The organism is Halobacillus sp. (assembly GCF_049282395.1).
In the GTDB taxonomy this organism is placed as follows: Bacteria; Bacillota; Bacilli; order Bacillales; family Halobacillaceae; genus Halobacillus.
In genome coordinates this window covers 24,912-38,097 of sequence record NZ_JBAPTY010000251.1, presented here as the reverse complement: position 1 = coordinate 38,097, position 13,186 = coordinate 24,912, and the positions used below count along the sequence as shown (strand labels likewise).

At 42.5% G+C, this 13,186-nt stretch carries 10 protein-coding genes; 9 read left to right on the top strand and 1 reads right to left on the bottom strand.

Annotation, left to right across the window (positions count from 1 at the left end):
- Positions 1–565 precede the first annotated feature (565 nt).
- Positions 566–805: a hypothetical protein gene (locus WAM07_RS10870; RefSeq protein WP_422166789.1), complete on the bottom strand. Its 240-nt coding sequence runs from the start codon at positions 803–805 to the stop codon at positions 566–568.
- A gap of 127 nt (positions 806–932) precedes the next feature.
- Here WAM07_RS10870 and WAM07_RS10865 point away from each other — a divergent pair, with 127 nt between their 5' ends.
- The 9 genes from WAM07_RS10865 to argF all read left to right on the top strand — a co-directional run bounded on the left by WAM07_RS10865 (position 933) and on the right by argF (position 13,125).
- Entirely contained in the window at positions 933–2,249 is a 1,317-nt protein-coding gene (locus WAM07_RS10865) for a lysine N(6)-hydroxylase/L-ornithine N(5)-oxygenase family protein (RefSeq protein WP_422166787.1), read from the top strand.
- A 268-nt stretch (positions 2,250–2,517) separates the two neighbouring features.
- On the top strand, positions 2,518–3,531 hold the full coding sequence (locus WAM07_RS10860; RefSeq protein WP_422166785.1) for an NAD-dependent epimerase/dehydratase family protein: 1,014 nt from the start codon (positions 2,518–2,520) through the stop codon (positions 3,529–3,531).
- Positions 3,532–3,758: 227 nt separating this feature from the next.
- A complete protein-coding gene (gene argC, locus WAM07_RS10855; protein WP_422166783.1) occupies positions 3,759–4,796 on the top strand; it encodes an N-acetyl-gamma-glutamyl-phosphate reductase in 1,038 nt (345 codons plus the stop codon).
- Between the two features lie 20 nt (positions 4,797–4,816).
- The gene (gene argJ, locus WAM07_RS10850) at positions 4,817–6,046 is read left to right on the top strand and encodes a bifunctional ornithine acetyltransferase/N-acetylglutamate synthase (RefSeq protein WP_422166781.1); all 1,230 of its coding nucleotides are present in this window, start codon (positions 4,817–4,819) and stop codon (positions 6,044–6,046) included.
- Complete coding sequence (gene argB, locus WAM07_RS10845) at positions 6,009–6,824, top strand: acetylglutamate kinase (protein ID WP_422166779.1); 816 nt, start codon at positions 6,009–6,011, stop codon at positions 6,822–6,824. Before argJ ends, argB begins: the two co-directional genes overlap by 38 nt.
- Positions 6,821–7,981: an acetylornithine transaminase gene (locus WAM07_RS10840; protein ID WP_422166777.1), complete on the top strand. Its 1,161-nt coding sequence runs from the start codon at positions 6,821–6,823 to the stop codon at positions 7,979–7,981. Before argB ends, WAM07_RS10840 begins: the two co-directional genes overlap by 4 nt.
- A 108-nt stretch (positions 7,982–8,089) precedes the next feature.
- The gene (locus WAM07_RS10835; RefSeq protein WP_422166776.1) at positions 8,090–9,154 is read left to right on the top strand and encodes a carbamoyl phosphate synthase small subunit; all 1,065 of its coding nucleotides are present in this window, start codon (positions 8,090–8,092) and stop codon (positions 9,152–9,154) included.
- Positions 9,147–12,167, top strand: a complete 3,021-nt coding sequence (gene carB / locus WAM07_RS10830; protein ID WP_422166774.1) for a carbamoyl-phosphate synthase (glutamine-hydrolyzing) large subunit — start codon at positions 9,147–9,149, stop codon at positions 12,165–12,167. Before WAM07_RS10835 ends, carB begins: the two co-directional genes overlap by 8 nt.
- Before the next feature lies 1 nt (position 12,168).
- A complete protein-coding gene (argF, locus tag WAM07_RS10825; RefSeq protein WP_422166772.1) occupies positions 12,169–13,125 on the top strand; it encodes an ornithine carbamoyltransferase in 957 nt (318 codons plus the stop codon).
- The last annotated feature ends 61 nt before the right edge of the window (positions 13,126–13,186 follow it).

Sequence of the window (13,186 nt, the reverse complement as noted above, 5' to 3'; positions counted from 1 at the left end):
CCACTCTTCAATCATAGGGTGGCGAAGGAAACGACGAGACTCCCGCGGGAGAAGGAGCTAGGCGAGACCCCACAGAGAGTGAAACGAGCGAGGAGGCTTGCCAGTTCCCCCGCAGGAAAGCGAGTTGTTTCCGCAGCCACCCCTCCTCTATATTAAGTAACGGACCTCGATTTATCTCGAAACTGAGTCTTCAACAATCCGACCCTATTGTGCAATAAGCTTCTTACAGAACATCATAAGTCATGTTTAGGAGAACCAAAGAGCCCATCCTTAAAAAGCCTTTAAAAAAAGAGTCCTGATAGTAACGGACTCTTCGTTTCCTCGTTTATTTTAGATTCAGTCATGAAATCCGTAACGTTCTTTCAAACACCACCATATCAAGAGCCTGGAGGCCGTTTTCGAAAACAGGAGAGGGGTAATTGATGAAAAAGTCTCTTCTGATCTCATAAAATCGAAATCCCACTTTTTGATAAAAGGCCAGGTTGCCCAGGCTTGAATTCGCTGTTCCTACAATTAACCGTGCATAATGCCGTTTAGAAAAAATATGTACAGCCTGCTGAATAGCCTACTTACCGATCCCATGTCCTCTTGCTATTTCAGTTATGGCTATATTTTTAATTTCTACTGTATCGAACGATGGGAAAGTGAAAAGAACCACACCCACTTCTTTATTGTCGAACTGAATGACATACAGTTCACCTTCATTAATATATCCGTTAATGATATCTTCGCTTTCATCTGCTAATAATAGATAAGACATGTAACCGTTTCGATTCTGAACTTTTTTCAGTATTACAGAATTCATGAAATCATTCCTTCTTTTCGTAGCTCTCATTTGGAGACAACTATTATATTATGGTGGGATTATGGTAACATAAAAGTAATGTAATGATTTCTGAAATGCAGGTCTTTTCAGAAAAAGGAGTAGTGAGATGATGGAGCAACCAGAGAAAATGTATGACTTAATCGGGGTAGGCGTTGGACCATTCAATTTAAGCTTGGCGGCTTTACTGGATGATATCGATACCATAGAACCCTTGTTTTTTGAACAAAATGATAAATTCGATTGGCATCCTGGGATGTTGATTGAGGGGACGAAGATGCAGGTTCCTTTTATAGCTGACCTGGTAACAATGGCAGACCCTACGAGCAAATACAGTTTTTTAAACTACATCAGTAAAAATGATCGAATGTACCAGTTTTATTTCCTGCAGCGTTTGGATATTCCCAGAAGAGAGTACAATGATTACTGTCAATGGGTTGCTCATCAGCTGGACAGCTGTAAATTTGGCAGACGGGTATCCAACATTCGTCATGTGAAAGAAAATGAAGAATATTATGAAGTGGCTGTGAACAACCTTAAAACGGGAGAACAGGAAGTTTATCGTTCGAGAAATCTCGTACTTGGAACCGGCAGTGTGCCCGTTTTACCGAAATCGTTCCAAAATCTTCCGTCAGAAGATGTGTTCCACACGTCTGAATTTCTAGCAAATCAGGAGCGTTGCCGCAAGGCCGGCTCAATTACAGTAGTTGGATCTGGGCAGAGTGCGGCTGAAACTTTCAGAGAATTACTGAAGGAACAGCGCGACTGCGGCTTTCGATTGGACTGGATCACACGTTCCCCGGGCTTTGAATCTATGGAGGAATCAAAGCTAAGCTTAGAGCATTTTTCCCCGGACTATGTGAATTACTTCTACCAACTTCCTCAGGATCAGAAAGACGAAATCTTTGCTGAGCAGGGATTGTATTATAAAGGGATAAGTAACCATACAATTAATGACATATATAATTTGCTCTATGAATTTTCTGTTGGGCAAGAGGAGCTCGATGTTGGTATTCGAGTACTCAGTGAAGTAAAAGGTATTCGGGAAAAAGCTAATGGCGGCTATGAGCTTGATTGTCTGCATTGGCAAAAGAACGAAGCATTCACTCATGAGACAGACGTTGTTATTGCTGCTACCGGGTACAAGCCCTATGTACCTGATTTCATTCATCAGCTCGAAGATTTTCTTCAGTGGGACGAGCAAGGGCGTTATAAAGTAAGTGCTGATTATCGTATGCTTTTGAATAAAAATACGGAAAATGAAATTTATGTCCATAGCGGTATTTCCCATACTCATGGCGTCGGTTCGACTAACTTGGGTTTATCCGTTCATCGCAATAAAGTGATTATCAACCATTTAGCGGGACGCGAAGTCTATTCAATTGACGAAAATGGAATTTTTCAGTCATTTACTGGAAATGTTTAAATAATATATAATAAACCTCAACACTCTTGAACATCAGCTGTTTAAGAGTGTTTTTTTTGATTAACTTTAGACAATTTAACTTTATAATTTTTATAATAAATTCAATTTATGAAGGATTTTTACAAATGAATATGGAATCATTATTAAAGTAATATAATCTCCAATATTTTAAGAAGTGTTTTTAAATATAGTAGTGGAATAATCCTCTTGTGTAATATCAGCAGTAATTTTTAAGATGACAAAGTTGAATAGTAAGGGAGTCCATTTTATGAAACTGTTAGTTATTGGAGGAACGCAATTTGTTGGTAAGTCGATTGTTGAAAGCGCATTAGAACGTAATCATGAAGTTACTTTATTTAATAGAGGCAAAACCAATCCAGATTTCTTTAAAGAGACAGAAAAAATAATTGGGGATCGCGAAAATCTGGATGATTTAAAGAAGTTAAAAGGCCAGCATTGGGACGCTGTTATCGATACATGTGGATACTTGCCTGAAATTGTTAAACAATCCGCCGAGGTATTAAAAGATCAGGTTCATCTGTATGCTTACATATCCAGCATGTCCGTTTACAAACATCTGACGGACCAGGATCATCTTGATGAGAGCGGTGAAGTATCTACCTTAACAGATAATGAACTGGACCGTGCAACTAAAGGTGTAAAAGGCAGGGCGGCCAATGAGTATTATGGACCTTTAAAGTTCCATAGTGAAATGGCAGTGAAAGAAATAATGAGTGAAAGCCGTTCTCTCATTATTAGACCGGGATTGATCGTCGGGCCGGACGACCCGACAGACCGATTTACATATTGGCCAGTTCGTGTAGAAGCAGGAGAGGCTTTTATCGTACCGGAGCCAAAAGATAAAAAAATTCAATTCATTGATGTACGTGATTTATCAAAGTGGATTGTCCAAATGATTGAGCATCAGGAAACTGGAGTTTTTAATACAAACGGTCCACGAGAAAAGCTGACGATGGAAGGCCTCATCTATTCTTGTCAAACAGTACTTAATCCTGAAGCCAGACCTGTATGGGCAGATGAGTCGTTCCTTTTGAAAGAAAACGTTAAACCTTGGATCGAGCTTCCGCTCTGGGTACCTACCCAGGGTGATTTCGGAATAGATTGTACAAAAGCAATTGAGAAGGGACTACGTTTTCGTGCTGTTGAAGAAACCATCCGTGACACATATGAGTGGTACAGAAACTATAGAGGAACTTTGAATCATGCAGGGTTAAATCCTGAGCAGGAGAAAGTCTTATTAGAAAAGCTAAGCCGTTCATAAAGATGCAAAACTATGAACATGAAATAAAAGTCAGGGCGGTGAATTCACAACGCATCGTCCAGGCATTTTTTAAGTTAAGTATTGCCTTTGTATAGTCATAAATGAAGATTAAGATTTTGATAAATATACAATATATCGTATAAATCTATTGACATATACCTTATAAGGGTTAATAATATTGTAAATATACAGAGTTAAACATAAATATACATAAGGGTGGTTTTCAATTGAAAGCAGGAATCATAGGGGCTACCGGTTATGGCGGAGTTGAACTATTTCGCCTGCTTAACTCACATCCCCACATTAAACAAGTAATCTTATTTTCTTCTTCTAATGCTGGAGAGGAATTCACTTCTATTTATCCGCAAATGAGCACGGAACAAAATCATAGATTAGAAGAGTTGAAACCTGATGAAATGAAGGAAGAATTAGACGTTATTTTCTTAGCAACGCCAGCAGGAGTATCTACACAATTAACTCCTGAGCTGCTTGGAGGTAAGGCAAAAGTCATCGACTTATCCGGAGATTTACGATTAAAGGATGGATCCGCTTATACGAAATGGTATAAGAAGGAATCTGCATCATCCTCTATTCTGGAGAAATCTGCTTACGGACTTCCCGAATGGAACAAAGAAGCCATCCAGTCGGCTGATTTAATTGCGAATCCGGGTTGTTTTCCAACAGCGGCTTTACTAGGTCTGGGTCCCCTTGTATCGGAGGGAATAGTTGATCCATCTTCGATCATTATTGATGCGAAAACAGGAGTATCAGGTGCCGGTAAGAACCCCGGGGCCATTACTCATTTTGCTCACCTACAAGAAAACTTTCAGATTTATAAAGTAAATCAGCATCAGCATATACCTGAAATTGAACAACAGCTGACGGAATGGAGTCCGGAAACAGTTCCAGTTACCTTCTCCACTCATCTTGTACCCATGACGAGAGGAATCATGGCCACTATTTATTTAACTTTAAAAGAGAACCAGACGCTTGAGGAACTGAAGAGCTATTATGAGAGCTGCTATGCTGAGGAGCCTTTTGTAAGGTTAAGAAAGGAAGGGCAGTTCCCGGGCACTAAAGATGTGTATGGTTCAAATTACTGTGATATTGGGATCACGCTCGATCCAAGAACCAATCGGGTAACGATTGTAGCTGTCATTGATAATCTTATGAAAGGTGCCGCCAGTCAAGCTGTACAAAATATGAATCTATTATTTCAATATGAGGAAAAGACAGGGCTTCCTGATTTACCTGTTTACCCATAAAGAAGAAAGGGAGAGTTGGTTTGGTCCAAACTACGAATTTGCATCAAAAGGTTGAGAAAGTGGAAAGCGGCACACTGCTGACACCAGGAGGGTTCCAATCAGGCGGCATACACAGCGGGCTGCGTTATAAGAAGAAAGATTTTGGATTATTGGTCAGTGATACTCCTGCTTCTGCAGCAGCTGTCTACACGCAGAGCCATTTTCAGGCACCTCCACTAAAAGTGACGCAAGAGAGTATTGAAAAGGAAGGAAAGATTCAGGCTCTCGTTATTAATAGTGCCGTAGCCAATGCCTGTACTGGCAAAGAAGGCTTGAAAAATGCATATGAAATGAGAAAAATGATTGCTGAACGATTTCATTTTCCAGAAGAATATGTAGCTGTAGCTTCTACCGGTGTAATTGGAGAACAACTTCCTATGGAGAAAATAACCTACGGATGCGAAACCATTGAAGTCACAAAAAATGGGGCATCGGATTTTCAAAGATCTATTCTTACAACCGACAAATGTGAGAAAACAGCTTGTTATCAATTGGAAGTAGAAGGAAAAACGGTGACCATCGGGGGTGCAGCTAAAGGTTCAGGGATGATTCACCCTAATATGGCTACCATGCTTGGTTTTATTACCACCGATGCCACGATTGAGCCTGAGTTACTGCAAAAAGCGCTCAGCCAATCGATTGAGCGCTCGTTTAACCAAATTACCGTAGACGGGGAAACCTCAACCAACGATATGGTACTTGCTATGGCTAATGGGTATGTAGATCATGAATCGTTAAGTGAACAGCATCCCGACTGGGATGGTTTTCAGTACGGACTTCAGCTTGTCTGTGAAGATTTAGCTAAGCAAATTGCTAAGGACGGAGAGGGAGCTACGAAGCTGATTGAAGTAAACGTCTCTGGGGCGAACTCAGATAAGGAAGCACGTATCATTGCGAAAAAAGTAGTGGGCTCCAGTCTGGTGAAAACAGCGGTATATGGTTTAGACGCCAATTGGGGACGTATTGTCGGAGCTATTGGTCATAGTGAAGCTCAGGTTGATGCAGATGCGTGTGATATTTATATTGAAGAGCAGCTCGTATTTAGTAACGGCACTCCTTGTCCTTTTTCAGAAGAGCAGGCCGTTGAAGATCTGGATAATGAAGAAGTGACACTGTCCATCCATCTGAACGAAGGGGATGGTAAGGGCACGGCCTGGGGGTGTGACTTGACCTATGACTATGTCAGAATCAACGCAAGCTACCGTACGTAACGACAAGCCGGTTATTGTTATTAAGCTTGGTGGAAGTATGATCGAACGCTTAACTGAAGAGTTTTATGAAAGCTTTCACGGACTCCTCAAACATTACCATTGTCTAATCGTGCATGGAGGTGGCCCGGCTATTACTGCCCTACTCGGACGAATGGATATCGAAGGAGAATTTCACGAAGGTCTTAGAAAGACGACGAAGGAAACCCTCGAAGTGGTGGAGATGGTACTTGGCGGAAAGGTGAACGCCCAGATTACGTCCGCTTTAGCCAGGCAGAATATTCTTCCCGTTGGGTTAAAAGGCTGCGACGCTTCCTTACTTACAGCCAGTTACGTAAACCAGGAAGACTTAGGGTTTGTTGGACAAGTGGAAGAAGTGAAAACGGACCTTCTTTATAATTGTATGCAGGCAGGATATCTTCCTGTAGTGGCTCCATTAGGAAAGACAGACAACGGACAGACTGTAAATATTAACGCTGATCTTGCAGCAGCAGCAATTGCCAAAGCCATGCAAGCAGAAAAATTGTTATTTGTTACAGATGTACCAGGTATTATTAGTGAGGATGAAGTAATAAAAGAAACAAGCCCGGAAGAAATTGAATCCTTGATCAGCGGTGGATGTATTTATGGCGGAATGATTCCAAAAGTGCAATCGGCCATGGCGGCTTTATCTGAACATTTACAAGAAGTCATGATTGTTAGTGGTGAAGATGCCTTAATACAGGGAGACCGTATGAAAGGCACGAAGATCCGGGCCACAGTAAAGGAGAGAGCGGAATGAGTCTATTTCCAACTTATAACCGGTTTCCACTGACATTGGTTTCCGGATCAGGCACGACGGTAACAGACGATCAAGGCAAGGACTATTTAGATTTTGTCTCAGGTATTGCAGTGTGCAATCTCGGACACAGACCTGAAGAAGTGCAAAGCGCTTTACAAAAACAACTGGATCAGCTCTGGCATGTGTCCAACCTCTATCAGCTTCCTTCTCAGGAAGAAGCTGCTGAACGGCTGGTGGCACCCACCGACCTCGACCATGTTTTCTTTTGTAACAGCGGAGCTGAAGCTAATGAAGCGGCTATTAAAATAGCTCGTAAGTACACCGGTAAGGAAAAAATTATTACATTTAAGCAGTCCTTTCATGGTAGAACATTTGCCACGATGAGTGCGACTGGACAGGAAAAAATTCAAAAAGGTTTTGGCGCGCTGCTTCCTACTTTTGAATATCTTCCTTATAACGACAAAAAGGCTGTGGAACAGCTGGGAGATGACCAGGTAGCTGCGATCATGGTAGAAGTTATACAGGGAGAAGGTGGAGTGGTTCCGGGTACGGCTGAATTCCTTGAGGCTGTTGAAAGTAAGTGCCGCGATCTTGGGGCCCTGCTTATTATCGATGAAGTACAGACTGGTATTGGAAGAACAGGCAAACCATTTGCTTATCAGCATTTTAATTTGGATCCTGATATTGTTTCTTCCGCAAAAGGTCTTGGCAGTGGATTTCCAGTTGGTGCTATGCTGGGTAAAGCAAAGCTTTCTGAAACCTTCTCGGCTGGCTCCCACGGAACAACATTCGGAGGAAATCCTCTTGCAGCAGCAGCGGTTAATGCCACTCTGGAAAAGATCTTCAACGATTCGTTTTTAAGTGAAGTAGAAGAGAAAGGCCATTATTTAAAAGAGGAGCTGACAAACTCCTTGAAGCCGCTGAACGTTGTAAAAGAAGTGAGAGGCAGGGGGATGATGATAGGTATAGAGCTTCAGAAGGAAGCCATGCCGATCATTCATGCATTGAGAGAGGAAGGAATGCTTGCTGTCCTGGCCGGCCCGCAAGTTATACGACTGCTTCCGCCACTAAATGTAACGTATGATGAGATGTCATCAGCTATACAAACACTCAGCAAGGTGCTGCAAGAACAGTTTAAAGATTTACAAAACGCTTAATTTGTTAAAGTGCGGTGAAGCCCAAATGGGGAACACCGTCTTTTTCAACTCATTGTTGTATAAAAATACAACGTATATTATAATTATTCATAATGATGGGGTGAGAGTATGCAGGGTTATCTTCATTTACAAAATGGTCAATCGTTCGAAGGAGAAGTCTCCAGCACTTGGGGAGAAGACGTACAGGGCGAAATTGTATTTTTCACTGGTATGACGGGTTATCAAGAAGTATTGACTGATCCTTCTTATAAAGATCAGATCGTTGTCTTTACTTACCCCTTAATCGGCAATTACGGGATCAACGATATAGATTCGGAGAGTAAGGAAATTCAGGTGAGTGGTGTAGTTATGTTCCACTGTGCAAACCAGACGTCTCATCACGAAGCTTCGATTTCCTTAAGCGAATATTTAGATGCCAACCAGGTGCCTTTCATAACAAAAGTGGATACTAGAGAAGTTACAAAGGCGATAAGAAAGGATGGTACAAGACAAGCAGTTGTTTCAGATAAAACAGAAGTTCATTTTCTAAAACCAAAGACCGGGCAAATCTATCAAACTGAAAACAAAGACATTGAGGAGTTTGGTGAAGGGGATGTGCATATTGGATTAATAGACTTTGGATGGAAAAAATCTATTCTGTCCTCATTTCTTAACCGGGGTATTAAAGTCACCACGGTACCTTTTTCAAAAGCCCATCAACTACAGGGTTTATCCCTTGATGGACTTGTTCTTTCGAATGGTCCGGGAGATCCAAAGGATGCACAGGAACATCTTTCAGATATTAAAAGCCTCCTTGAATCTCTGCCTTCCTTTGGCATATGTATGGGGCATCAGATTATTGCTCTTGCTTATGGAGCGGATACTCATAAATTGTCCTTCGGTCACCGTGGCGCGAATCATCCGGTTAAGGATGACGTAACAGGAAAGGTTTTTATGTCTTCACAAAATCATAATTACGTGGTGGATGAAGAAAGCTTACTTTCTACTCCGTTATCCAAGCGTTTCCTAAATGTGAATGATGGTTCCATTGAAGGTCTGGAGCATTCTCAAAAACCGATCCTTTCGGTGCAATTCCATCCAGAAGCCCATCCTGGACCTGCCGATGCCGAATGGTTATTTGAACACTTTATATCGCTCATAACTAACAAGAAGGGAGAGGAAGTCCATGTCTAAAAAAATACTAGTGGTTGGATCAGGGCCTATCATAATTGGGCAGGCGGCAGAGTTTGACTATTCAGGCACACAGGGATGCCTTGCTCTCCGTGAAGAAGGGTATGAGGTGGTCCTTGTTAACAACAATCCTGCCACGATTATGACAGACCACACAGTGGCAGATACCGTTTATTGTGAACCATTAACCGTGCCAAGTCTTACCGCGATCATTGAGAAAGAAAGACCAGAAGCACTGCTGGCAGGTCTTGGCGGGCAGACCGCACTGAACTTAGCCGTAGAGCTGGATAAAGCAGAGGTCCTTAAGAAATACAATGTGGAACTGCTCGGAACCAGTGTGGAATCGATTCAAAAGGGAGAAGACCGCGAACTCTTTCGGGAATTAATGAGCGAACTTAACCAACCGGTACCTGAGAGTCAAGTGATCGTATCTGTATCGGAAGCGAAGCAATTTGCTGATCAAGTAGGATATCCAGTCATCAGTCGTCCGGCTTATACGCTCGGAGGCAGAGGGGGTGGAATTGCTGAGACGGAAGCAGAGCTGAATGAGCTGATTCATAACGGGTTGAAAGCTTCCCCCATTCATCAGGTAATCATTGAAAAAAGCATCGCCGGATTCAAAGAAATCGAGTATGAAATTATGAGAGACACGAATGGAACCTGTATTTCCGTTTGCAATATGGAGAACTTTGATCCTGTAGGCGTTCACACGGGTGATTCGATTGTCACAGCTCCTTCGCAGACACTATCGGATCAAGAATATCAAATGCTTCGTACTGCATCATTTGATATTGTTTCAGCGTTAGATGTAATTGGAGGGTGTAATGTGCAGCTCGCACTAGACCCCGACAGTAAGAAGTACTATGTGATTGAGGTTAATCCCCGTGTCAGCCGGTCCTCCGCACTTGCATCTAAAGCTACAGGCTATCCAATCGCCAAACTTGCAACGAAAGTGGCGCTCGGGTACACGCTGGATCAGCTGCAAAATCCACTTACCGGTCATACGTACGCGAGTTTTGAACCAGCACTGGATTATACAGTGGTTAAATTTCCAAGGTGGCCGTTTGATAAGTTTTCGGAAGCTGATCGGAAGCTCGGCACTAAAATGAGAGCAACAGGAGAAGTCATGGCGATAGACCGTACACTGGAAGGAGCCTTCCAAAAAGCGGTTCAGTCGTTGGATACTGTGATCCCTCCTCTTACTGATCTGGATAAACATCTCACTCAGCCTACAGACCTGCGTTATTTCGCAATATTAGAGCTGCTCCGTCAGGGTGAAAGTATTGAAAACATACACAAAAGCACTCATATAGATTTATTTTTCTTGAATGTACTGCAGAACCTGGTGGAGATGGAGAATACTTTAGCCAGTTATACCATTGAGTCTATTCCAGAAGGCGTTCTTAAGCTTGCCAAACTGTACAGTTTTACAGATCAATCTATAGCTGACTTTTTAGGGTGCGAAGAGAATAAAGTAGCAGCTGTAAGAAATAACTATGGACTTGTTCCTGCTTTTAAAATGGTCGACACCTGTGCAGCTGAATTCGAAGCAGCTACGAATTACGTTTACAGCACGTATGCAGGTGTCAATGAGATCGAGCCTTTGAAAGGCAGCAAAAAGGCATTGATTATTGGCTCCGGCCCCATCCGTATCGGGCAGGGAGTAGAGTTTGATTATAGCGCTGTTAAGGCTATCGAAAGCCTTCAGGCCGCTGGTTGGACTACAGTCATGATCAACAACAATCCTGAAACAGTCAGTACGGATTATGAAACTGCCGATCGGCTTTACTTTGATCCCATCCAGAAAGAAGTTATTGCATCTATTGTGGAGCACGAGGATATTGACCTCGTTTTCACCCAATTTGGGGGGCAGACAGCGATCAATATGGCAGAAGAGCTGGAAGAGGCCGGCATTCCTCTGGCGGGAGTCAGTACGGATATGCTGGATGGACTGGAGGACCGTGACCGTTTTTACTCCAGCTTAAAAGAATTGAACATCCCTCATGTTGAAGGCAGTACCTGTCATACAAAAAATGAGGCTCTAGAGACTGCCAGTCATTATTCTTATCCTATTCTGTGCCGTCCATCCTATGTAATCGGCGGTCAGGGTATGGTTAAGGTCAATAATGAAAAGGAGCTTAAACAAGCGCTTCAGGACACAGATGATCGCCATTATCCGATCGTGCTGGATCAATTTATGACTGGAAAAGAAGTAGAGGTTGATTTGGTTGCTGATGGAGAACGTATCTTCATTCCAGAAGTTATGGAGCACATTGAACCGGCAGGGGTACACTCCGGAGACAGTATGGCGGTTTTTCCGTCATCACTGCCTGCCTATGTGAAGGAAGCTGTAACGGAGTATAGCGAGAAAATTGTTCGCCACTCCAAATACAAAGGAATTATGAACATTCAATTTTTATGGAGCGGAGAGAATGTATATGTACTGGAAGTAAACCCAAGATCCAGCCGAACCGTTCCTATTATTAGTAAAGTTTCAGGCATTTCGCTGGTTGACCTGGCGGTACGCCTGCTAATTGAAGATCCAGCATGTGACCTTGCCACCGTTCCTGCTCCTTCGTGGAGTCATGTTGCTGTTAAATATCCGTTATTCTCTTCTCATGCTCTTCCGGAAATTGACCATAAACTGGGTGCGAATATGCAGTCAACAGGAGAAGGGATGTGTCTTGGAAGCACAGTGGCAGAGGCTTTGGCTAAAGTCTTTTCTCATCTTCCTGATATTCAGTTACACCCGGAAGCCTGTTTTATAGATGCAGATAATGAGGATGAAGACCGGAAGAAACAAACGTTTGAAGAGTGGATCCAGACTGATGAAGCAGCCATTTACGTGAATGATCAAGTAACTCCTGCTGCTAAAGAGAAAAGGATTCAAGCTTTAAAGTATGGGATTACGGTATTCAGTGAACCCTCCACTTTTGACGCCTATTTACAATCCTTAACCATTAAGAATACTGAGCCGACTCCATTGCCCGGCAATATAACAGAAGGAGTGCGATAAGATGAATTTAATGGAACAAATGACGTTTACAAATGAATCGCTTGTAGGGAAGAACGTGTTGACCTGGCTTGATTTTAATCAATCGGAAATTTCTAATTTGCTTGCCCAGGCTCAATACCTGAAAGAAAATCCACACTCCAAATCATTAGCTGGGAAGACCCTGGCAATGGTGTTTGAAAAGTCATCAACCCGTACGCGTGTTTCCTTTGAAGTAGGAATGGTTCAGCTCGGGGGGCATGCTTTATATTTGAACTCAAGAGATATTCAAATCGGACGTGGGGAAACGATTGCTGACACGGCTAAAGTGCTTTCCGGCTATGTAGATGCGATCATGTTCCGTACAACCTCTCATGAAAAACTAAAAGAGCTTGGGGATCATGCATCTGTTCCCGTGATTAATGGGCTTTGTGATATTTATCACCCCTGTCAGGCGTTAGCCGACGTGTTTACCATTCTTGAGGAGAAAGGACGTCTCTGTGGTGTAAAATTGGTTTATATCGGAGACGGAAATAATGTGGCCCATTCTTTAATGATCATAGCGGCAATGATGGGAATGGAATTTGTCATCGTTACCCCGGAAGGTTATGAACCGGATCAGGGAATTGTAGAAAAATCGAAGAAAATAGCCCATCAGCATAACGGTTCGGTTACCTTAGTGAATGACCCTTCGACAGCTGTAATAGATGCAGATGTTATTTATACAGACGTTTGGACAAGTATGGGACAGGAAGAAGAATTTGATGATCGTTATAAGGCTTTTCAAGGCTATCAAGTTAACGAAAAGCTTTTAAATAAAGCACAAACTGACGTGACCTTCCTTCACTGTCTTCCAGCTCATCGCGGCGAGGAGGTGTCGGCTCCGGTAATCGACGGTAAACACTCTAAAGTCTTCACGCAGGCTGAGAACCGTATGCATGTACAGAAAGCTATCCTTCAGGCAGTTATTGGTTTCCAATAAAAAATTTCATAAACTCGTCATAAAATGCCAGGGTCCTATACTATGATAGTCAATGAGGATT

Bases quoted from the DNA above. Each gene is read 5' to 3' on its own strand.
- argF (WP_422166772.1), top strand. From the start codon at position 12,169: ATGAATTTAATGGAACAAATGACGTTTACAAATGAATCGCTTGTAGGG.
- WAM07_RS10865 (WP_422166787.1), top strand. From the start codon at position 933: ATGATGGAGCAACCAGAGAAAATGTATGACTTAATCGGGGTAGGCGTT.
- WAM07_RS10840 (WP_422166777.1), top strand. From the start codon at position 6,821: ATGAGTCTATTTCCAACTTATAACCGGTTTCCACTGACATTGGTTTCC.
- argB (WP_422166779.1), top strand. From the start codon at position 6,009: ATGACTATGTCAGAATCAACGCAAGCTACCGTACGTAACGACAAGCCG.
- WAM07_RS10835 (WP_422166776.1), top strand. From the start codon at position 8,090: ATGCAGGGTTATCTTCATTTACAAAATGGTCAATCGTTCGAAGGAGAA.
- WAM07_RS10870 (WP_422166789.1), bottom strand. From the start codon at position 805: ATGAATTCTGTAATACTGAAAAAAGTTCAGAATCGAAACGGTTACATG.
- carB (WP_422166774.1), top strand. From the start codon at position 9,147: ATGTCTAAAAAAATACTAGTGGTTGGATCAGGGCCTATCATAATTGGG.
- WAM07_RS10860 (WP_422166785.1), top strand. From the start codon at position 2,518: ATGAAACTGTTAGTTATTGGAGGAACGCAATTTGTTGGTAAGTCGATT.